13 protein-coding genes and 4 pseudogenes are annotated in these 23807 nt (G+C 39.8%); 11 read left to right on the top strand and 6 right to left on the bottom strand.

Translation table 11 applies throughout. From position 1 onward, the window contains the following. Positions 1–60: 60 nt before the first annotated feature. The 5 genes and pseudogenes from AC0L7Q_RS09670 to AC0L7Q_RS09650 all read right to left on the bottom strand — a co-directional run bounded on the left by AC0L7Q_RS09670 (position 61) and on the right by AC0L7Q_RS09650 (position 3579). Positions 61–513, bottom strand: coding sequence for a DUF2069 domain-containing protein (locus tag AC0L7Q_RS09670; protein ID WP_138607763.1), 453 nt, complete (start codon positions 511–513; stop codon positions 61–63). After that, entirely contained in the window at positions 510–1064 is a 555-nt protein-coding gene (wrbA, locus tag AC0L7Q_RS09665; protein WP_131691238.1) for an NAD(P)H:quinone oxidoreductase, read from the bottom strand. Before wrbA ends, AC0L7Q_RS09670 begins: the two co-directional genes overlap by 4 nt. Further along, entirely contained in the window at positions 1064–1411 is a 348-nt protein-coding gene (arsC, locus tag AC0L7Q_RS09660; protein WP_413402468.1) for an arsenate reductase (glutaredoxin), read from the bottom strand. The genes wrbA and arsC overlap by 1 nt, the downstream gene beginning before the upstream one ends. Before the next feature lie 54 nt (positions 1412–1465). Next, a complete protein-coding gene (bepA, locus tag AC0L7Q_RS09655; RefSeq protein WP_413402466.1) occupies positions 1466–2923 on the bottom strand; it encodes a beta-barrel assembly-enhancing protease in 1458 nt (485 codons plus the stop codon). A gap of 12 nt (positions 2924–2935) precedes the next feature. Then, positions 2936–3579: pseudogene (locus tag AC0L7Q_RS09650) on the bottom strand (hypothetical protein). Between the two features lie 143 nt (positions 3580–3722). Between AC0L7Q_RS09650 and AC0L7Q_RS09645 the strand changes: the two are divergent. The 8 genes and pseudogenes from AC0L7Q_RS09645 (at position 3723) to AC0L7Q_RS09610 (ending at position 16512) form a co-directional block, all read left to right on the top strand. Next, positions 3723–3939: pseudogene (locus AC0L7Q_RS09645) on the top strand (hypothetical protein). Then, positions 3932–5007 (top strand): annotated as a pseudogene (locus AC0L7Q_RS09640) (AI-2E family transporter). The pseudogenes AC0L7Q_RS09645 and AC0L7Q_RS09640 overlap by 8 nt, the downstream one beginning before the upstream one ends. A 107-nt stretch (positions 5008–5114) precedes the next feature. Next, positions 5115–7369, top strand: a pseudogene (locus AC0L7Q_RS09635) (aminotransferase class V-fold PLP-dependent enzyme). A gap of 309 nt (positions 7370–7678) precedes the next feature. After that, positions 7679–9325 carry a glucose-6-phosphate isomerase gene (gene pgi / locus AC0L7Q_RS09630; protein WP_413402459.1) on the top strand — a complete coding sequence of 549 codons (1647 nt, stop codon included), beginning with the start codon at positions 7679–7681 and terminating at the stop codon, positions 9323–9325. 237 nt (positions 9326–9562) lie between these two features. Beyond that, entirely contained in the window at positions 9563–11035 is a 1473-nt protein-coding gene (gene zwf, locus AC0L7Q_RS09625) for a glucose-6-phosphate dehydrogenase (RefSeq protein ID WP_178956255.1), read from the top strand. A 3-nt stretch (positions 11036–11038) separates the two neighbouring features. Then, positions 11039–11749, top strand: a complete 711-nt coding sequence (gene pgl / locus AC0L7Q_RS09620; protein ID WP_413402456.1) for a 6-phosphogluconolactonase — start codon at positions 11039–11041, stop codon at positions 11747–11749. A 568-nt stretch (positions 11750–12317) separates the two neighbouring features. Continuing rightward, positions 12318–14915, top strand: coding sequence for a TonB-dependent receptor (locus AC0L7Q_RS09615; RefSeq protein WP_409423389.1), 2598 nt, complete (start codon positions 12318–12320; stop codon positions 14913–14915). Between the two features lie 76 nt (positions 14916–14991). Then, the gene (locus tag AC0L7Q_RS09610) at positions 14992–16512 is read left to right on the top strand and encodes a tryptophan halogenase family protein (protein WP_409423388.1); all 1521 of its coding nucleotides are present in this window, start codon (positions 14992–14994) and stop codon (positions 16510–16512) included. A 397-nt stretch (positions 16513–16909) separates the two neighbouring features. Here AC0L7Q_RS09610 and AC0L7Q_RS09605 read toward each other — a convergent pair whose 3' ends face one another. Further along, positions 16910–17629 (bottom strand): DUF6445 family protein, encoded by a 720-nt coding sequence (locus AC0L7Q_RS09605; RefSeq protein ID WP_409423387.1) that lies wholly within the window; start codon positions 17627–17629, stop codon positions 16910–16912. Between the two features lie 249 nt (positions 17630–17878). Between AC0L7Q_RS09605 and AC0L7Q_RS09600 the strand changes: the two genes are divergently transcribed. From AC0L7Q_RS09600 to hrpA, 3 genes are all read left to right on the top strand, one after another. Next, positions 17879–18580 carry a SapC family protein gene (locus tag AC0L7Q_RS09600; RefSeq protein WP_413402452.1) on the top strand — a complete coding sequence of 234 codons (702 nt, stop codon included), beginning with the start codon at positions 17879–17881 and terminating at the stop codon, positions 18578–18580. 124 nt (positions 18581–18704) lie between these two features. Next, the gene (locus tag AC0L7Q_RS09595) at positions 18705–19742 is read left to right on the top strand and encodes an isoaspartyl peptidase/L-asparaginase family protein (protein WP_413402450.1); all 1038 of its coding nucleotides are present in this window, start codon (positions 18705–18707) and stop codon (positions 19740–19742) included. A gap of 128 nt (positions 19743–19870) precedes the next feature. After that, positions 19871–23758 carry an ATP-dependent RNA helicase HrpA gene (gene hrpA, locus AC0L7Q_RS09590; protein ID WP_413402448.1) on the top strand — a complete coding sequence of 1296 codons (3888 nt, stop codon included), beginning with the start codon at positions 19871–19873 and terminating at the stop codon, positions 23756–23758. Positions 23759–23807: the final 49 nt, after the last annotated feature.

Genomic DNA, 23807 nt, shown 5'->3' with positions numbered 1-23807 from the left:
TTTATTTAATTACAAAAAAACGCGCTAATAAAGCGCGTTTTTTATGTTTTGAGCTGCTAGCTATGAGTTGTTTTTATCGTGTTCATGCGCTGCTTTTTCTTCAGCAAGTTCATCTTTAAGCTTGCGAATCTTAAGTCCAAGCTCTTGTCCCCTATGGCGTGCATAGTAAGTACAGCCAATAAACATAGAGGAGGCGAAAAGTAACTCTAGTAATACCCATACAAGCTCATCTTGAGCAACCCATAGCAATGTAAAGCCATGAATAAAATAAAACATAACGATAAAATTAGCCCACGCATAAGTGTAGGTTTTATCTTGTAGTATGCCTTTTAAAGGTAATAACAGTGGTAGTACATAGACTAAAAAAAGAAATGCGTTACTGTGGCCTTCTCTGGGGGCTAATACAAACATCCATAGTGGCATTAAAATAAGCAGGCCAAAATAACCAAATAAGGCTAGGCGCTGAAATTTTACGGTCACTGGCTTTTTAGCAGACTCGCTCTTTTGGGTCATTTAAGTTTACTCGCTACTTGCGTCAAGCGTTTGCCTACGCTTTGACATATTTTAATTTCATCTTTACTTAGGGTAGAGCTGTTGCTGCTGCCAGCAACGTGGGAAGCGCCGTAAGGTGTGCCTCCAGTTTCGGTGCCAAGAAGTTCTGGTACATCGTAAGGTACCCCCATTAACATCATCCCGTGATGCAATAACGGCAGTGACAAGTTAAGTAGGGTTGCTTCATTTCCCCCATGCATACTACTCGATGATGAAAACACACAGGCAGGCTTATCTATAAGTTGGCCTTTAAGCCACAGGTCACTGGTGGTTTCCCAAAATGTCTTTGCCTGAGCGGCCATCATGCCAAAGCGGGTAGGTGTACCAAATGCAAGCCCATCACAAGCAACTAAATCGTCTTTATTTATCACAATGTCGTGCGGGTTCTTAGCCACAAACGTGCGCAGCAAGGCGGTTGCGCCTTGTTGTTCTATCGATTCTGCAATTTCATGCGCCATGGCTTCTACAGAGCCATGGCTTGAGTGGTACAGCACCACAATGGTTGTGCTCATTATAGAACGCTTAATACGTTTTCAGGCGGGCGACCCAAGGCTGCTTTATTATTGCTAACAACAATGGGGCGTTCAATTAATTTTGGATGTTCGACCATGGCAGCAATTAGTGCAGACTCATCATTTTCATCTTTTAAATTAAGGGCTTTGTACTGCTCTTCTTTGGTCCGCATTAAATCTCGGGCAGAATTAAACCCAAGTTGAGAAACTAAGGTACTAATTTGCTCATGAGAAAGCGGTGTTTTTAAGTATTCAACAACACTCGGTTCAATGTTTTTACTTTGTAATAGGTTAAGTGTTTCGCGTGATTTTGAACAGCGCGGATTATGATAAATAGTAACTGACATAAAAATATATCCAAAGTATAAATTGTGGCTATTTTAGGTGAACTCGCCAAATACTTAAAGCCTTGCAAGCTCTTTTTGTAATAACCGATATTGTGTGAGTAACGCTTTTAAACGCTGTTGTTTCACATTTTCAGTTGGCTCAACAAAATTAAGTGCTTTTTGTATTTCGTCAGCCGCTTTTAAATATGCGCCATATTGCGACAACACATCGGCGTTTGCTTCGTGATACGCGGCTAATTTTTCTTGCTTTTTATAGGCATCGGTTAAAAGCTGCTTACCTAAACTATGATCTGGCTTCTCTAATAAAAATGACTTTAGTACATTTTCGGCTAACTCATATTGCTCAGCTTCCAACGCGGCGTTTGCAAAATTTAAAGTGATTACTTGGTTGTTTGGCCGATAGTTATTTAACTCACTTAAATAACTAACTGCTTCAGCAGCTTTTTTTTGTGCAATTAGCAAATCTGTTTTTGTATCAATATAAAATAAATTTTTAGGATCACTTGCCAATAGCTCATCTAGGATAGGCTGCGCTTCATCCGTTTTCTTTTGATCAACTAAGCTAATTGCTAAACCATACTGTAGTGCTACGTTGTTATAGGTATTTTCGCGCATTAACTTTCTAAATAAGGCCTCTGCATTTTCCGGCTCGTTATCGTAACGCGCTAATACACGGCTTTTAGCTAAATTAAAATCAAGGCTTGAACCTATTTGGCGTTTTGGATATTGCTCGGCACGCAAGCGTACATCCGACACGCGGCTTTCTGGCAGCGGGTGAGTGAGTAAAAACGCCGGGGGTTTATATTTATAACGAATTTGCGCTGCCAGTTTAGTTAAAAATTCACTAGAAGCTCTTGCATCAAATCCTGCATTGTTAAGAGTTTGCATGCCAATTCTGTCGGCTTCTTGTTCGGCAGAGCGGCTATGGGTGAGTTGGCTAAATGCCGACTGTGTTTGGCTGGCTGAAATAATTGCTATGCCTGCATCTGGGGCTACAACGGCTGCTAAAATACCGGCTATCATACCAGCAATGGTGAGACCGCTATTATCTTGTTGTTGCTGAATGCGCCGTGCCAGATGGCGCTGTGTTACGTGCGCGATTTCGTGACCAAGTACTGAAGCAAACTGACTCTCGTTATCGGCTTGAGCAATTAAGCCTGTGTGCACACCTACATGACCGCCATAAAATGCAAATGCATTAATTTCTGGGTTATTTAACCAAAAAAATGAAAAACCGAAGCGTACATCATTGGCGTTCGCAACTAATTTTCGGCCTAAGGTTGTTAGGTATTCATCAAGCACCGGATCGTTAATTAATGGTGAAGACCCTCTGATCTGCATCATCATCACTTCACCAATCGCTTTTTCTTTCTCCAGTGGTAATGCCTGCAGCGCAGACGTGCCTAAGTCGGGCAGTTGAAGATTTGTTTGTGCCTTTAACGGCTCACTCATTAGTAGGCTAAATGTAAGCACTGCACTGCATAAAGTGATAAAGGCGGATTTTAGTTGCATTATATTCCTTGTTTATTTTTTATCAGGGGCACTTGTTGGATCATCTGTATATAAACGGCTGTCCTTTTCACATAATTGATAAAACGACTTTATTGTGACCCCATCAACCTTAACAATGTTCAATTGAGTTTGTAAAAAAGCAATAATCTTATGAACTACTTTATGTGAATGCAATATAAGCGCTTTGTCTGCTTCATCGCCTTGTTCTAAATAAAAACCTATGAATTTATGTAGTTGATTAATACGAATCACAGTTTTCATGGTTAATGGATCCCATAATATAAATTCCATTGACTCATCATGTCGAGCGTATCTATCGATGGTAGTATCATTAGAAAAAGGAAACGCCTGTAGTTCAAAGCCGCGTTCGGTAAATACTTGATGCAACGAAATTCGTGGCTTGTTATTACTCTCTTTCTCAAAAAGCTCGTTTGGGTCGATACCCAAGGACTCAAGGTTCCAATTGCGTTTGTCGATGATACGCTTTATAGCATTATCAAAGCCGTGATCTAAAATACTTTCACATTCACTTACCGACGAAGCCACTAAATGATAAAAATGCGGCAGCTCCCCCAATTAATTTGCTTTTTAAACCAATTTATTTCTTTGAGAGTTGGATTGCTAGGCAATTGCGCTTTATTATGCGAATTAGGCATTAACGTATCCTTTTAGCTAACTATGCTATAAGGATAAACCATTGCAGAGGTTGTTTTAAGAAAAAGTTAAATTTAACTGTGGTTAATCTTAGTTAGCCCAGCTATAGGACTTATTATTAATGTGAACAGGTAGTGAAACGAGTATGCTAGAGCTAGATTTGCGCGCTTATAAATGCCCTCAGCAATTTATTCAGTTTAAATTAGGGTTGCGTGAGGCAATATCGTTAAATCAAGCAATTACTTTTAATATCTCAAGAGAGCAAAACACAGATGATATTGAACGATATTTGCAAAAAAATGTATTATTACAAGTTAAATAAACAACAAGCGTTGTTATTAGTGGAGCCGTTGCGTGTTTGAATATGTAAAAGCATGGTATGAAAAAAAGTTTTCTGATCCTAATTCAGTTACTTTACTTTTTTTGTTATTGGCACTGGTTGCCATGTTGTATTTTTTGGCCCATTAATTGTGCCTGTGTTAGTGGCACTGATCATTGCTTATTTACTAGATTGGCCCGTAGTTCACTTAGAGCGGTTTGGCCTTAAGCGTTTTACTGCCACTAGCATAGTTATGTTGATATTTATTGGCATTATGCTCACCTTAATATTAGTTATAGGCCCGGTACTTTGGCAGCAAAGTAGTAACTTAGTGCAAGAAACCCCGCATATGGTAGAGCAAGGTAAATCGTTTTTACTCGACCTACCAGCTAAATACCCCAGCCTTATTAGTGCAGAGCAAGTACAGTCTATTGTGGTAACGGTAGAAACCAAAGTGCTCGAATTTGGCCAAGTGGTGCTGTCGGCATCGCTCAATTCATTAAAAGATGCTGTTGCGTGGTTAATTTATCTTATTTTAGTACCACTACTGGTGTTTTTTATGCTTAAAGACAAAGTAGAGCTCAGTGCCAGCATTGCTAAACTGATCCCGCGCCAACGACGCTTAATTTTGCAAGTGTGGCATGAAATGAATCAGCAAATAATGAATTATATTCGGGGTAAAGTATTCGAAATTTTAATTATTGGCTCGGTGTCCTTTATTGCCTTCACGGTATTGGACTTACGTTATGCGGCTCTGTTAGGTGTATTAGTTGGCTTTTCGGTGCTTATTCCATTTGTTGGCGCAGCCTTGGTGACTATACCTGTGGCGGCGGTGGCGCTGTTTCAGTTTGGTTTAGAAACCCAGTTTTGGACCATTTTAATTATTTACGGCATTATTCAAGCGCTTGATGGCAATGTGTTAGTCCCTTTATTGTTTTCTGAAGCGGTTGATTTAAACCCGGTGTTTATTATTGTCGCCGTACTATTTTTTGGTGGGCTGTGGGGTTTTTGGGGCGTATTTTTTGCTATTCCATTAGCATCATTGGTAAAAGCGCTGATTAAGGCGTGGTCATCCACACATGAAGAGCTCGCAGAAGAGCTCGGTAACTAAAAAGTATAGTAAACGCACTTTAATTACTAAAGATTATTACTCATTCCTATTAAAACTATGTACTATTGGGAATAAGATATATTTTTTAGTAATAAGGTGCGTTTTTAATGTCAGAGTTTTTATTGCAAGATGAACCTAACAGCCAAGTTTATCTTGATGCAAATGCGACCACACCTGTATTGCCATGTATTGCAGAGGTGGTGAGTCATGCGATGCAGATTTGTTTTGGTAATCCTTCAAGTCCACATATAACCGGTATTCAAGCGAAGCACTTGTTAGAACAGACGAGGCAAAAAGCGCGCACCGTTATTGGTGCGCAGCAGGGCGATATATTATTTACCTCAGGTGCGACCGAAGGGATTCAAACCGCTATCGTATCAACCTTAATTAATGCAAAACACCACACTAAATCTAAACCTGTTTTATTGTATGGATCAACTGAGCACAAAGCGGTGCCTAATACATTAAAACATTGGAATGCCGTGCTTGAAATTAATGCTGACATTATTGCTATTCCGGTTAATCGAGACGGTATTTTAGATTTAGACTTTATTGCTCAGCATATTGATAACGCCCTGATGATTTGCACTATGGCTGTTAATAATGAAACCGGTGTATATCAAAATTTAAGTGCTATAGAGAAGGTGATTCGTAGTCGTAATAATGATGTCACTTGGATGGTCGACTGTGTGCAGGCACTGGGTAAACAACAACTCAACTTAAGTGAAACAACGATTGATTATGCACCTTTTTCAGGGCATAAACTCTATGCACCTAAAGGCATCGGCTTATTGTATATCCGTCAAGGTAGTCCATATACGCCGTTTATTGCTGGTGGCGGCCAAGAAAGTGGTATGCGCTCAGGTACAGAGAACCTGCCTGGTATTGCAGGACTAAATAAGCTGTTTAGTTTGCTGCTTGATAAACAAGACGATACTTTTAAATCAGCAGATGTACTTAATTTGTATCGCGATAAACTACATAGCGCTTTAGTTGATACTTTTGGAAGTATTACTTTTAACCATGACTTTACCTGCTCAGTACCCACAACGTTAAACTTTGCGGTTAATGATTTAACCAGTAAAGAAGTTATTGATTTATTTGACGCTGCAGGTATTAGAGTCAGCGGTGGCTCAGCCTGTAGCACGGGCGCAACTCAAAGCTTTGTACTTGATGCGATGGGAGCCTCACAGTGGCAAAGTGAAAATGCGATTCGTTTATCGTTTGGACCTGCCGCCACTATGGCGCAAATAGACTATGCATGTGAACAAATTCGTGCACTTAAAACAGTGTTACAAGCAAATTGTTTGGTTATTTCTGATAGTAGCTTGGTAGCTCAAGAAGTATGTGCCTTGGGGCTTACCCAATTTAGACATCAAGGTGCTTGCAGTTGGTTGTATGTAGCTGACGATCAACAGGCATTTGTTATTGACCCAATTATTGAACTGATCCCTCGATTTGAAAAAATAGTGAAAACGCAAAATCTAACTATTACCGCTATTTTAAACACGCATGAGCACCAAGATCGTCACTGCGCTCTTGATTTAATGCGCAGCGTACTTAAAGAAAACTTAGTTGCTGGCGAAGTTGATCAATTAGGCTGGCCTATTAACTGTGAACAATTGCAACTAACCGAACAAGTACTTGAAAAGCTAGCGACGCCCGGGCACAGCCAAGATAGCGTGAGTTATTTATTAAAAGCTAATAACGGCGATGTACAGTACTGCTTTTGTGGTGATTTAATTTTACCTGCTGGGCTTGGTAATACAGTACTTGATGGGGGAGATGCGATGCAAATGGCACACTCTCTTACTCATTTAGCGGCAGAGCTTAATCCAAGCAGTGTGGTGTGCTCTGGGCATGATTATCAACAGTGTTTTGCCATGAATTGGGCTGTGCAACAGCAGCAAACACCTTTATTAAAAGCGCTTATTAAAGGTGATATCAGCCATACTGAATTTGCAATGCAAAAACAACAAGCGGACTCGCAACAACACACACCAGCAAATACGCTTTGTGGCTATGTTAATGCAAAGCCTAAAGTCGAAACTTCGCAGCTTAGTTTTAATCAAGCTAAAGAATTGCTCTCACATAACAATGTATATTTAATTGATACGCGAGAGTCTTATGAGCATGGCGCTAACAATATCAGTGGATTGCTCGATGTGCCTGTGGCTAAAACTTTAAATATTCCTTTAAGTCGAATGGCTTATGCACTTACCCAAGGCCAACTAGATAAAAAAATAAATATATATTGGTGTGTCGCAGCGGAAACCGTTCAAAAATTGCGGCAGCAAACTTAATTGAACTTGGTTATAACCGTGTTTTTAACTTATCGGGTGGTTTAGCTTTGAGTAGTTAATAGTCTGATAATAGAAAAAGGCCGACATGTGTCGGTCTTTTTTTGTCTGCTTTAATTGAATATTAATCAAATGTTCATTGTTCAGAGGAGGCGAACAGTTGTTAAATTCAATTTTTAATTTTATGATACCGGTGTCAAAAGCAAAAAATTGCGCTATTATCTGCATCAAAGCCCATAAAAATAACGCAGTTTAGAGCATTTAAGTTATAATGTCGGGCTTTGCTTTTTACAAAATTCGCTTGTTTAGTGTCGTAAAAAATAAAATAAAACGCTTAAAATCAATAGATTAATTAATTAGGGGATATTTACATGGCGAGCCGTTCTGAGTTAGTAAGTTGGCAAGCACTAGAAAATAGTGCACAAAAGATGACACAAACGCATCTGAAAACTTTATTTGCACAAGACGATTCTCGTTTTTCTCAATTCTCTACTCAAATTCCAGGTGTGTTGTTTGATTACTCAAAACAACGCATAGATGAAAACGTATTTGGTCAATTAATTTCATTAGCTAAAGAATGCGACATTGAAGCTTGGCGTGAAAAAATGTTTATCGGTGAAAAAATTAATATCACCGAAGACCGTGCGGTTTTACATACTGCGCTCAGAAACCGCGCTCATACACCGCTTATTGTTGACGGCGAAAATCTTACAGAAGCGGTCGATAGTGAACTTGCCAAAATTAAGATCTTTGTTGAAAAAGTGCGTAGTGGCCAATGGCTAGGTTATACCGGAAAAGCGGTAAAAGATGTGGTTAGCATTGGTGTTGGTGGTTCAAACTTAGGGCCGCAAACGGCAACTGAAGCACTTAAAGCAGTGGTTGATAAGCCATTAAACGTTCACTATGTTTCAAACGCAGATGGTGTACAAATTGCTTCAGTATTAGATAAAGTAGATCCTGAAACCACGTTATTTGTAATTTCGTCAAAGACATTTACTACCTCAGAAACCATGACTAACTCAAAAACAGCGGTTGATTGGTTTTTAGATAGTGCAAAAGATGACAGCGCTATAGCAAAGCATTTTGTTGCGGTAAGCACCAATTTAGAAAAAACGGCTGCATTTGGTATTAGTGACGAAAATGTATTTACCATGTGGGATTGGGTTGGCGGTCGTTTTTCACTTTGGAGCGCCATTGGCTTACCTATTGCACTTTATGCTGGGTTTGAAGCGTTTGAGGCCATTTTAGAGGGAGCATTTGAAGTCGATGAGCACTTTAAATCGGCGCCGCTTGAACAGAATATTCCTTTGCTTATGGCGCTACTTAGCATCTGGAATACCAGCTTTTTAGGATTTGACTCGCAAGCTATTTTACCATACGACCAGGCACTGCATATGTTGCCAGCGTATTTGCAACAAGGTGAAATGGAAAGTAATGGTAAGCATGTAACATTTGATGGGCAGACAGTGCCTTACACTACTGTACCAATTATTTGGGGTATGACAGGGATAAACGGTCAGCATGCGTTTTATCAATGTCTGCATCAGGGGAATGTAATTGTTCCCGCTGATTTTATTGGCTCTGTAAAGCCACAGGTTAACTTAGATAAGCATCACGATATTTTATTATCGAACTTTTTTGCACAAACCGAAGCACTAATGAACGGGGTTGATGCACAGCAGATAACGGCTGATTTAACAGCCAAAGGCAAAACGCCTGCGCAAATTGAAATGCTGCTAAAGCATAAAATTCACCAAGGGAACCGCCCAACAACGTCTATATTATTAGACACGATTGATGCAAAAGCAGTAGGTCGATTAATTGCACTGTATGAACATAAGATTTTTTGCCACGGTATTCTTTTACAAATATGTTCGTTTGATCAGTGGGGCGTTGAGCTTGGTAAAGGTTTAGCCTCTAAAATTGAAGCTGAATTAACCGACGATAACGTGGTTAATGAGCACGACAGCTCAACACAGGGCTTAATGGCGTACTACAAACAACACCGTACGCAGTAACACATTCACTTATTACACAATAAGTAACCAAATACCTTTGAACGGGTAGCGCTGGAGTCCTAGGGCCTGTATTTTTGTGAGAGGAATTACAGTGTCCCTAGACCCATTTTTAATCGCGCAGATAACTAACAACAACTTAGTAGACCTTGCGCTGAGGTCTACATTATCCAGATAATAAACCGCTATAGCTGATTACCAATACGGTAGTGGCAGGTAGCATAAACGTAGAGAGTAACTATGCTTAATCCTTTTGATATTATAATTTTTGGGGGCGGTGGTGATCTTGCGTTACGCAAATTACTTCCTGCAATGTATCGAGCATATCAAGAAGGTAACTTACCGCAAGGCTCACGTATTTTGCCTACCGTGCGCGAACAAAGTAAATGCGATGAATACATCGATACAGCACACAAAGCATTACAAGAATTTTTAAGTGAAGGCGAATATAACGCCAAAGATTGGAAATCGTTTTCAGACTTTTTAGTACCCGTGGTGAGCAATGTTACCGAAGCGGATGATAACTGGGATGTACTGAAAAAAATTCTAGATGAAGATGACAGCGATAAATCGCGAGTATTCTACTTATCTCTTCCACCTGCTGTTTATGGCACCTGTTGTGAAATATTATCAACTAAAAAACTAATTACTGCCAACTCGCGCGTTGTAGTCGAAAAACCAATTGGTTACTGCGGTGAGTCAGCCGAAGTGATTAATGCGAAAATTGCACAGTATTTTAACGAAGAACAAATTTTCCGTATTGACCACTACTTAGGTAAAGAAACGGTTCAAAACTTAATGGCATTGCGTTTTTCAAATTCATTATTTGAGAACATGTGGGATGCTAAATCGATTGATAATATTCAAATTAGCTTGTCAGAAACGGTAGGGCTAGAAAGCCGAGCAGGTTTTTATGACAAAGCGGGTGCCTTGCGTGACATGGTGCAAAACCACTTGTTACAGCTACTTTGTTTAGTGGCTATGGAGTCACCGCATAAGTTAAACGCTAACAGCATCCGTAACGAAAAATTAAAAGTATTAGAAGCATTACGTCCACTTGAAGACACCGATGTTGATAATAATATTATTCGTGGTCAGTACGTACCCGGTGATTTAAACGGTAAAATAGTCCCAGGTTACCTTGAAGAGCTAAACGAAGGGGCGAGTAAAACCGAAACTTTCGTTGCTATTCGTGCGCATATTGATAACTGGCGTTGGGCGGGCGTTCCTTTTTATCTGCGAACCGGTAAACGCATGGCGAAGCGCTGCGCTGAAATTGTAGTGCAATATAAAAAAGTATCACATAACGTTTATGAAGACAGCGTAGGTAATATTGAACCAAACCGTTTGATTATTCGCTTACAGCCCCAAGAAAGCATTCAGTTAACGCTGATGTCAAAGCGTCTTGATAACTTAGATATGCAACTTGAACCTGTAACGATGAATATTGAATTGTCACAAGCGTATAGTAACGGTTTCCATTCAGATGCTTATAAACGTTTAATGCTTGATGCAGCCGCTAATAACCCTTCGTTATTTATTCACCGCGACGAAGTACGCCAAGCTTGGAAGTGGATTGATCCAATTATTGAGCGTTGGCAAGAGAAGGGTAAACCTTCATTGTACCGAGCGGGTAGTTGGGGTCCTGAAGACGCTGATGATTTATTAGCAGAGAATAACCATGTTTGGTTTAACACCGGTGATAAGGCATAAGTAATGGCAACAATAGTAGAAAAGTTTTTTGACGATAAAGCCGCTTTAACTGATGAATTATCTCAGTCATTAGAGCAGGCCTTACGTGATGGTATTGAAGCTGATGGCCGTGCAGTGCTAATGGTTTCAGGTGGCTCTTCACCTGAACCTGCGTACAAGCATTTATCAACCCTTGATTTAAACTGGGCTCATGTTGATGTTGCTATGGTTGATGAACGTTGGGTTGAGGCAAGTCACGAAAAGAGTAATGAAGCATTCATTAAGCGTACTTTGCTACAAAACCATGGTGCAGCCGCTAATTTTATTAGCATGAAAAATGCAGCAGCCACTGCAGAGCAAGGTGTTGATGCGTGTGAAGCGCAGTTTCAAGCATTAAAGCGCCCGTTTGATGTTACTATTTTAGGGATGGGCCCTGATGGGCATACTGCTTCGCTATTTCCACATGCTCAAGGGCTGGAAAACGGCTTAGATTCAAACCAACTTGTGTGCGCCATTAACGCAATTGAGAGTGATGTAACAGGTAGTATTACCGAGCGCATGAGCTTAACGCTAAATGCAATTTCACAATCTAAAGTAGTTAAATTACTCATTAGTGGCGATGAAAAGCTGGCTGTGTATAAACAAGCTTTAGCGGGTGGTGATGTGAATGATATGCCGTTACGTGCAGTACTAAATCACCCTGAGATCAACATTGAAGTGTATTGGGCACCTTAATTCAGTCTAAACTAGCTGCTTTAAAACCACGTTAATTGATGGTTTAATGAAAGGTCAGTCGCTTTTGCTACTGGCCTTTTTTATTGCGACATGTTTTTGTCGTTAATCAATTAATAACAAAGTGCTGTAAAAATTTGAAGTTTAAAATCCTCCTTAACCTAAGTATCTTTTAAATGCTCTTATATTTTTGAAAGTTACTAATTTAACTTATATTTATCAATAAAAACAGCAGGTTAATTTTGTTTCGGCGCGGAGTTATATAAGCCATTAATTTCATCTGCTATTCGCAATCTCTCTTATTTTAAATACATTAAGTATAAACACGTCATTATTTACATACCTAGTATAGAGAGTAATTCTTGGGCGAACTCTGCTTTTTTATGAAATAATTAATCAATTTAAAATCAATGGCTTAATAATAATTAAGTTAAATTTCATACAAAAAGAGCGGAAAAATGTAGCAAAATTGTAATTTAGCATGTATGGTTTGTTACTACTATGACAGCGCTGTCATGGCGGTTAGGCAAAATGATAAACAAAACCAATAAAATGATTCGAGGGGAATCCTGTGTTAGCTAAAAATTTTAAAAAAAGCTTATTAGCAGTAAATATCGGCTTAGTTGTGGGAGCTGGGTTTACTGGTGCTGCATTCGCAGCCGATGAAGTTAAAGTTCAAAATGATGTTGAAGTTATTGAAGTACGCGGTATTCGTGGCTCTTTAGAAGCATCATTAAATACTAAGCGCTTTTCAGATTCTGTGGTAGACGCGTTATCATCTGAAGATGTCGGTAAGTTTCCTGACAGCGATGTAGGCGAAGCATTAGGTCGTATTTCTGGTGTTGCTGTAAATAGAGCATTTGGCCAAGGTCAACAAGTATCTATCCGCGGTGCATCAGCGCAACTAACTCGTACATTACTAAATGGCCATTCTGTGGCTTCAACTGGCTGGTACGATCAACAAAACATTGATCGTAGTTTTAACTATACATTATTGCCGCCTGAGATGGTTGGTAGTATCGAAGTATACAAATCATCACAAGCAGATATTGTTGAAGGTGGCATTGGTGGTACGGTTATCGTTAATACGCGCAAACCATTAGATTTAGATTCAAATACAGTATTTGCAAGCATTAAAGGTGATTACGGTTCAATATCAGAAGAGATTGATCCAGAGATTTCTGGCCTTTATAGCTGGAAAAATGATGATGAAACCTTTGGTGCGCTTGTGTCAGCAGCATTCTCAGAAACTAATTATCAGCGTAACGGTATTGAATCGCTAGTTGGCTGGGGTGACATTGTTCCTTCAACATTCCAACAAGAGCGAGAGCGTACAGCTATTAACGCAACATTCCAATACAGACCCAGTGATGAGTTAGAATTTGGTTTAAATATCATGAGTCTAGATTTGTCGGCAGATAATGCAAATACATCGTTATTTGTTATGTTTCCAGATGACAAAGATGCAGCGTGTGAGCAAGTAAATGTAGATGGTACATGTACTTTTTATCGTCGTTCTGGTAACGGTGCCAACCCTGGTTGGGCTCAAACTTGGGCTCGTGCGGGTTCAATGACGTCAGAAACTGTTGATTTAGACTTTAAGTATGTAGGTGAAAGTTTTGAGGTTGAAGGCCGAATTGGTAACACGCAATCAGATGGCGGTACAGATTTAACAGCTAACTATGGTTTTTGGTTAGGTACTGCTGCAGATTACGCGGGTACCTATGATGCAACTGGCGATGTGATAAAAATTGATGTTGCGAATAAATCTTTCACACCCGATGACTTTCAAGGTGAATTATCATCTGCGGGCTGGGCACTCAAAAAGCAACCAAATACGGATGAAGAAACCTATGCACAGCTTGATTTTACTTTCCCTGTAGATTTTGGTGCTATTACATCAATTAAAACAGGCTTTCGTTGGGCTGATCATGAAGTAAAACAAGAAACGTACACGGCAAACTTAGTTGACTCTATTTCAGCTTATGATGCCTCACGATATTATTCGGGTACAGTGACATCAGGTGCTGGTTACGTGTTACCAGAGCCTAATTTAGGACAAATGATCAGTGATGGCTATGCAGCAATTACAAGCTTCGATAACACCTCAATTGCATACAAGTCTGGTTACGGTACGATCCAAGAAGAAAATATTTCTTTGTACGCGATGGCTAATTTCTCAGCAGAGGGCATTCGTGGTAACTTCGGTATTCGCTATGTGTCAACCGATGCGGAGTCTGATTACTATGCCCTAGACGCTACGGGTAGTTATGGCAATGGTTTAAGCACAGAGAAAGCAGATTATAATGAAGTGTTACCAAGTGTAAATGTTGCATTTGATTTAACCGAAGACGTTATTTTACGTTTCTCTGCGGCGCAAGTTATTTCGCGTGCTAATTACACTGACATGTTTGCTGCATCATCACTATCAGGTTACGAAGATGGCACTGTAGGAAATGAAGTTATTTCTACTGGCAATATCGGCCTTGAACCATTTAAAGCAACACAGTCAGACTTAGGTGTTGAATACTACTTTGATGGCGACGGCATGGTAAGTGCGACTTACTTTATTAAGAATATTTCATCATTTACCAAAGTTGATCAAATCCTTAATCAAAGTATTGGGATCGTTGACCCTGATTCAGGTGTAGATAACTGGACAGTGGCTACCAAAGGCACAGGCTCAGGTGGTGAAATTCAAGGTATTGAACTTCAAATCCAAGATGGTTTTGATAGTGGCTTTGGTTATCAAGCAAATTATACATGGGTTGACTCAGAAGCACCTGCAGAAAACTTCCCAGACCGTATCGAGTTATTTTCAGATTCATCTGAACATACAGTGAATTTGGTAGGTTACTATGAAGCTGATAACTACAGTGTTCGTTTAGCATATAACTGGCGTTCAGAGTATATGGTTCGTGAAGCACCTTATTTCTACGGTAACCGTGAACACCAAGACTACGGTACACTTGATTTAACTGCAAACTACGCTGTAACTGACTACTTAGACCTAACGTTTGAAGCTGTTAATATAACAGAAGAAGATAGTATTCAGGTAGGTACAGCAACAGGTGATGCAGAAGTTAAACCTGAGCTTCGTAATGGCTATCCAGCGTGGAGTTTTGAAGGTGAAGCACGCTATAGAGTGGGTATTGCTCTTCGTTTCTAACTCGGTTTAGATGACAAAATGAAAGCCCAGTTAATACTGGGCTTTTTTATGAGCTAATCAATAAAGTGGTTTAACTATGATAAGAAAAATAGCAATTGTTGGTGGGGGGACAGCCGGTTGGTTAGCAGCCAATCATTTAGGTCACTCATTATTAGAAACAAATACTGAAATTACATTGATAGAGTCTCCGACAATTCCCACCATTGGGGTAGGAGAGGGAACGGTGCCTTCAATTCGTAACTCGCTTCAAAAGTTTGGTATTCGTGAAACTGATTTTATTCGTGAGTGTGATGTAACCTTTAAGCAATCTATTAAATTTGTAAATTGGTTAGATAAAACGAAGCATGGTGAAAATTACTATCATCATTTATTCGATCATCCACATATATTTGGTGAAGAAATGACTCAACAATGGCTAGCAGGTGAATCACAAAACCGTTATGCCAATGCGGTGTCTAAGCAAGAAATTTGCTGTGAAGAAAAATATGCGCCAAAAACAATATCTACTCCAGAGTATGTCGGAATTAATGGTTACGCCTATCATTTTGATGCTAAAAAATTTGCTGCGTTTTTAATGAAGCATGCCCAAGATGCGTTTGCTATTAAGCATTTATATGCTGACATTATAGATATTGCAATTGACGATGATGGCTTTATTAGTCACTTAATAGATAGCAATAATAAACATCTAGCTTATGACTTTATTATTGATTGTTCCGGATTTAGCGCTGCCATTATTGGTGAAAAATTAAATGTTGATTTTATAGAACGCTCTGATGAATTACTTACAGACACAGCACTTACATTGCAAGTACCCACCTCATTAGATGATGAAATCCCTCCTTATACTATTGCCACAGCGCACCAAGCTGGCTGGATATGGGATATAGCACTTACCAAACGTCGTGGTGTTGGTTTTGTTTATTCGTCTAAACACATGGATGAAGAGCAAGCGGTAAAAAAGTTACATCATTATCTTGGTAATAAATTTACCGATTTACAGCCACGTAAAATTCCTATGAAGATAGGACGTAGAGAATTATTTTGGCATAAAAATTGTGTTGCTATTGGTTTATCTCAGGGTTTTGTAGAGCCTCTTGAGGCGACAGCTATTTTGATAACCGATTTCTCAGCAGGTTTATTATCAAAGCGTTTTCCTCGGTATAAGGCAGATATAGAGCATATAGCACCTGACTTTAATAAGCATGTCGCGCATGTCTGGGAAAGTACCTTTGATTTTATTAAAATGCATTATTGTATTTCAGATAGAAGTGACTCTTTGTTTTGGCAGGATAATCGCAAGGCGTCAGGGGTTTCAAGTAAGCTTACAAGTAATTTAGCGCGATGGAAAAGCTTTGCGCCATTGCGAGAAGACTTCAGCAGTAAGTTTGATTTATTTGATTTAGAAAATTATCTTTACGTGCTTTATGGTATGAATTTTTTACCTCGCAAAAAAGCTGTGACTGAGCAAGTGACAGTTCTAGCTGATAAGCAATGTACTTTTAAAAACAAACGGATAAAACAGTTATTAGCAGAATTGCCAAAACACAGAGAGCTTATTAATAAAATACATCAGTTCGGCTTACAAAAAAATTAAAATTGATGCGCCATTAAAAACTAACATTTGGATTATTGGGCTGTTGTCTAGGGTCTGTTGATCTTTCAAGTTTAAATTTGCAGCAGTCTGTTTGGTATTTAGACAAGGCAGAGCCTATGTGGTGTGTTATTCCCCATAAATAGGCGATAACGCAGCATCAATGCCAAACAGGCGCTGCCCGAAGGGTTCTGCCTAGGGGCGATTTACTCTTTGTTGCCTACATGGATGTAGGTAAGGGGCGTGAGCAGGACGCGGAAGCTTTGCTCGGTTTTTACTTATTCTTACATGGATGTAAGCCAGTAGAATAACGCAGGAGCAGTTATCGAGCCCACTAGGTTACAAACCTCGCGCCGCGATTAAACCGCCCCTAGTTTGAACAAATTTTAATCCGCAAAGGTCAACAGACTTTAGTCAATTCTAAAAAAGAAGAGATTGATAAACGGCCATTTTTTATATCGCCTGTGAATTCATAGTCATTATCTAAGTTAGCACAATGAAGTAAATTGCTTTTATATAACACCACGCGGTTTTGCTTTGCTTTAATATTAATGACTTGCTCGAATAAGGCGGTATTACTGTTTAAATACCCTTGATGTTCTGATTCATTATTTTTGGTTTGTTCTATTACATCGCTAAAAAGGTGTTGGTTTCGTGGCGTTATTTTAATTAGGTTTTCAGGAATATAGCGATAAATTGATGTGCCGTTAGACTCTTTACCAGCTATATAATGCACTGCTGCAAAGGTATTATCATCGGTCGAATCTATATGAGGTATACGTTGTAATAACTTAAGCTCACAGGCTTTTTGGGTAACTAATGATAATTTGCAACGATGAACATAGAGTGCTTTATGCTCGCGGTTAAAAACACCTCGTGCTTGAAGAGATAGTAATAGCTGCCTAAAAGCACGGTAATAAGGTTCAGGCATTACATCACGCTTACCGGGAAATAAAGTACCATCGCTGCCAACGGGCTCTAAATACGCTACATGAGTAGCAAAATTAACCACAGGTTCAATATTTTTTAGAAAATTATCGATGATGATCACATCTTCGTTTTCAGTTTCAAGATGAACTATTTCAACCCTAAAATCGGGGTTTAACTCGTAGTGTTCCATTTTAATTCAACTGATATTAATCGCAATATTGTTGAATATACTAACAAAAGTCCATAATTATGAAACAAAAAACAACACTCAGCAGAGTGTTTTTTACACTACATATTGTACAAATAATTACCTTCTTTATTTGTTAATTAATAACGTACAAAATGACACAAAATTTTCACTTCCTTTTTGTCACCAAAACCATTAGCCTTAGGCTACTAACAGTAAAAAATCAAATTTATAAAATAACGGAGCAGTAACATGGCGGAGCAACAAGTACAGCCTTTACACAACGAAAAACATGCCAATACTAAAATTAAAAATGGCATCAACATCGAATTTATGAAAACTCAACACTTAGTGCCAGTGGTTGCACATGAGTTTGCGCGTATTGCTAATGAATTCCCAATGTCTTTTGTTAAAAATAACGAAACAGGTACTTTCCAAGCGGTTGCTATGTTTGGTCTAGAGCCAGGCGAAAATTTATTTATTGATGGCGACAAGTGGACAGCAGCATTTGCACCTATGGCAACAACGCGTTACCCATTAGGTTTAGTAAAGCACCCAGAGCAAGATCAATTTGGTATTGTAATTGACGAAGCAAGCCCGTTAGTAGGCGATGAAGGCAATGCATTATTCGAAAACGGTGAGGAAACTGACTACCTGAAGCGCCGCAAAGAAGCGTTAGTATCATTCATTGAGTTTTCTCAAGTAACTGATGCCTTCACTAAATTCCTTGCTGATAAAGAACTACTGGTAGCACAAACGCTAACAGTTGATATTAAAGGCGAGAAAAAAGACATCAACGGTATTTACCTTATCGATGAGAAGAAACTAAATGAGCTAAGCGATGCAGACTTCCTTGAGCTTCGTAAGCGCGGTTATTTAGCACCAATCTATTCTTTCTTAACGTCTACGCACCAAGTAGCACGTTTAGCACGTTTAAAAGCTGAACAAGCGTAATTTTAAACAGAATTAAAAAAGCGCCTTAGGGCGCTTTTTTTGTGCCATTAAACTCACTTCACTTGAAAAACGCTTCATAACCATTCACATTGGTTTTACTCCTGTATTTATAAAAGAACACACAATGAAAAAATCATTATTAGGACTCATTGCAACAAGTTTAATGGGGTTGAGCACGCAGGCATTAAGTGCAAATACAAACACGCCGTTTGCCATCGCAATTCATGGCGGCGCAGGCACGATTGAAAAAAGTAAATTCACGACAGAACAAGAGCAAGCTTACCGCAATAAACTAGCAGAAGCTGTTGAGGCCGGGTATAAAATACTTGAACAAGGTGGAAAAAGCCTTGATGCAGTGACTACTGCCATTGAAGTACTGGAGCAATCGCCTTATTTTAATGCCGGGCGTGGTGCGGTATACACCTATGATGGTAGTCACGAATTAGATGCCTCTATTATGGATGGTCGCAATCGTCAAGCAGGCGCTGTGTCGGGTATTAAACATATTGAAAGCCCAATTAAACTTGCCCGATTAGTGATGGAAAACTCAGTGCATGTGATGCTAAGTGGTCAAGGTGCAGAAGAGTTTGCGAAAGAGCAAGGCGTGAGTCTAGTAGAGAACAATATATTTGATACAAAGCATCGTTATGAGGCTTTATTAAAAGCAAAAAAGAAACTCGAGGCGAGCAAAAACACCAATAAAGATTACCAGGCAGCGCACAAGGCGTTACCGATTAATTATAAAGTGGGCACGGTGGGTGCGGTGGCACTGGATAAACAAGGTAATTTAGCGGCGGGCACGTCAACCGGCGGAATGACCGCAAAACGTTTTGGTCGTATTGGCGATGCGCCGGTTATTGGCGCAGGCACTTTTGCTGAAAATGCCTCATGTGCGGTTTCGGCAACTGGGCACGGCGAATATTTTATTCGTTATAATGTGGCCAGTGACATTTGTGCGCGAGTAAAATACCAGGGTAAAACTATAGGTGAAGCAGGTAATGAAGTAATAAATGAGGTGCTTAAACCGATAGGGGGCACAGGCGGTGTTATTATTGTTGATACAAAAGGCAATATTAGCCTGCCGTTTAATACTTCAGGCATGTATCGTGCGAGTAAATCGAATACCCAAGCAACTTATGTAGGTATTTTTAGCGACGAATAATCGCTATGAGTCAGTGGCTGGTGGTTTATATAATAATCCGCTGATTGTTATATTCTTTACAGGATTAACCCCAGCCATTTAATTTGCTACAATCGGGGCTCTTTGACTAATTTTTATAAGGTATGCAGGTGGTAAACCTAGGTCAGTTGTTTGGCGAGCTAAAAACGTGCTTAAAAAAAGATCAATTCAGTTTTAAAAAGCGTCTTCATGGCGTTAAAAAAATCACCGACGAGGCAAAGCTTACCAGTGCGCTTGAAAAAATTGCGGCTGATATTAGTCGTAGTCAAACGCTTCGAGAGCAGCGCTTAGCTGGGCTACCTAAAGTTACTTATCCTGAGCTATTACCTGTTAGTCAAAAAAAAGACATCATTAAAGAGGCCATTGCTAATAATCAAGTGGTGATTATTGCAGGTGAAACCGGCTCAGGTAAAACCACACAAATACCTAAGATGTGTTTAGAGCTAGGCCGAGGCGTTGAGGGCTATATTGGTCATACCCAACCAAGGCGTTTAGCAGCACGCAGCGTTGCCAACCGTATTGCAGAAGAAATGCAATGTGAGCTTGGTCAGCAAGTCGGTTTTAAAATTCGTTTTAGCGATCAGGTATCTAATAACAGTTACATCAAACTGATGACCGACGGTATTTTATTAGCTGAAATACAACAAGACCGATTTTTAAATCAATACGACACCATTATTATTGATGAAGCGCATGAACGTAGCTTAAACATTGACTTTATTTTAGGTTATCTTAAAAATTTACTCCCAAAACGCCCCGATTTAAAAGTTATTATCACCTCAGCAACAATCGACCCTGAGCGCTTTTCTAAGCATTTTGATGATGCACCTATTATTGAAGTATCAGGAAGAACGTTTCCAGTTGATGTACGCTATAACCCAATTAGTGATATTCAAAAAGAAGATATGGAAGCCGAAGGCGACCAACTTCAGGGGATTTTTGATGCGGTAGATGAACTTTGCGCCGAAGGTCCTGGCGATATTCTAATCTTTTTAAATGGTGAGCGAGAAATTCGCGATACCGCTGATGCACTAAGCAAGCGTAATTTAAAACACACTGATGTATTACCTTTGTATTCAAGGCTATCGAACGCTGAGCAAAACCGTATTTTTGCACCGCATTCGCGCCGTCATATTATACTCTCTACCAACGTCGCTGAAACATCACTAACAGTACCTGGTATTCGTTATGTTATTGACCCTGGAACTGCGCGAATTAGTCGTTATAGTTATCGCACAAAAGTGCAACGTTTACCTATAGAGCCTATTTCGCAAGCCAGTGCTAATCAGCGAATGGGCCGGTGTGGCCGTGTTGAGGCGGGTATTTGTATTCGTTTATATTCAGAAGATGACTTTTTATCGCGTCCTGAATTTACTGATCCTGAAATATTACGTACTAATTTAGCATCAGTTATTTTGCAAATGTTAGCCCTTGGACTGGGCGATATGGCGCAATTTCCTTTTGTGCAAGCCCCGGATAGCCGCAATATTAATGATGGTTTAACGTTGCTTGAAGAATTACAAGCAGTAAAAGCGGCTAAGCGTGATCAAAAAACCAGCCTAACACAATCTGGGCGGGAGCTAAGTCGTTTGCCGGTTGACCCGCGTTTAGCAAAAATGGTGCTAACTGCACATAAACTGGGTGCATTGCGTGAGGTGATCGTCATTGTCGCTGCGCTCTCAATTCAAGATCCCCGCGAGCGACCACAAGAAAAACGCCAAGCCGCAAATGAAAAACATGGTCGCTTTGACGATCCAGACTCTGACTTTATCGCCTTTTTAAACCTGTGGAATTACCTTGAAGAGCAGCAAAGTGAGCTGACCAACAGCCAGTTTAGAAAGCTATGTCAAAAAGACTTTTTAGCCTATATGCGTATTCGTGAATGGCAAGATATCGTTTATCAAATCAGCACTGTGTGCAATGAAATGAAAATGAAAGCCACCACTAATGTTGCAGACAGCGAGCTTATTCACAAAGCACTCTTAAGTGGCATGCTCAGTCACATCGGTTTTAAAGACGAAAAGCAGCTATATAAAGGTGCGCGTAATAGCCAATTTCATATTTTCCCAGGCTCGGGATTATTTAAAAAGAGTCCAAAATGGATGATGTCGGCTGAGTTGGTGGAAACCAGTAAACTCTATGCTCGTATTAATGCCAAAATTGATGTGAACTGGGTAGAGCCGTTTGCTCAGCATTTAGTAAAACGCAGCTACACAGAGCCTCATTGGGAGAAAAAGCCCGGTGCGGTGATTGCCTTTGAGCAACAAACTTTGTATGGCTTATTAATTGTTAATAAGCGCCGCTGTGTTTACAGCAAAATTGACCCAAAAGTGAGCCGTGAGTTGTTTATTCGCACAGCGCTGGTTGAACAAGAGCTGGGGCTCAATGAAGGGTTTTTACAATATAACCGCGAATTAATTGAAGATATTCAAGTGCTTGAGAATAAATCTCGTAGGCGCGATATTTTAGTTGATGAGCAAACCTTATTTGAGTTTTACGAGAAAAAAATACCGAACGACATTAATAATCGTGCTGCGTTTATTAAGTGGTATAAAACACAAAAGCAGCAAGACAAACACTATCTGCACATGACGCGTGAAGAGCTCATGCAGCATGGTGCAAGTAGCATTACCGAATTTGACTATCCAGATACATGGCAACAAGATAATTTAATGCTGCCGCTTACTTATCATTTTGATCCTGGCCAAGCGGTTGATGGCGTTGCAGTACAAATACCGGTTGCGCTATTAAACCAAGTACAAGAAAGTGGTTTTGATTGGCATATACCGGCATTTCGTCATGAGCTAATTTGTGGGTTAATTAAGTCATTGCCAAAATCACTTCGCCGTAACTTTGTCCCTGCGCCTAATTATGCCGACGCGGTGTTAGCGGCCATAGAGCCTCTACAAGGCTCGTTAATCGACTCACTAAGTAATCGATTATTGCGCATGACTGGCGTGCGAGTCGACCCTGAGGCGTGGGATTTAACAACCCTTGCTCCTCATTTAAGATTGCAGTTTGAAGTACGTGATGAAAATGATCAACTTCTTGCCCGTGGGCTCGATTTAGCTAAGCTAAAAGCGCAGCTTCAAGGTAAAGTGACAGACACCTTATCTAAAGTTGCCGACAAAGGCATAGAAAAAACCGATTTAACCCAGTGGGATTTTGGTGAGTTACCAACATCCTATGTGAAAAAGCAAGGTCAATACGAAATTAAAGCTTACCCAGCGTTAGTGGATAAAAAATCAACGGCCGCAGTAGAGCTATTCGATAACGAAATAAAAGCGCAATTAGCGCACCAGCAAGGTTTACGTCGTTTAGTACTGTTAAACGTGCCATCACCAATTAAATACCTGCAGCAAAACCTACCAAACAAAGCTAAATTAGGGTTGTACTTTAATCCTTTTGGTAAAATTGCCGATTTAATTGATGACTGCATCGCATCAGGCGTTGATAGCCTATTAGTTAAATATGGTGATATTCGCACAAGTGATGCATTTGAAACGGTTAAAGAGCATATTCGCGGCGAGTTAGGCGATATCGTTGTGGCCATTGCTACCCAGGTTGAGCAAGTACTGAGTATCGCGCATGCACTACATAAAAAAATGAAAGGGCGTGTAGATTTAACTATGATCACCGCTCACGGGGATATTAAGTCTCAGCTAGAGTCACTTATTTTTAAAGGCTTTGTCAGTCAGCATGGGGCAGACAAACTAGGCGATTTAATTCGTTACTTAAAAGCGATTCAAAAACGCTTAGAAAAACTACCTGTTGACCCAAATCGTGATAGATTATGTGTGCTAGAGCTTGAAAAAGTAGCGCAAGAATATAAAAAACTGACAAATAAAACACCTAAAGGAATACCATTGCCTACAGATGTTGAGGCTATTTTTTGGATGCAGCAAGAATTACGCGTATCCTTATTTGCACAAACCTTAGGTACACCTTATCCGATTTCAGCAAAACGTGTATTAAATGCGATAAAAGAAATTGAATAATCTCTTTATTCTCTATTAAGCTAAGTAAGTTAACAGAGGGACTGACTTG

The sequence above is a fragment of the Pseudoalteromonas sp. KJ63-1 genome (assembly GCF_055808145.1).
Note: the sequence above shows the minus strand (reverse complement) of the source record. Positions and strands in the feature narration are given on the sequence as shown.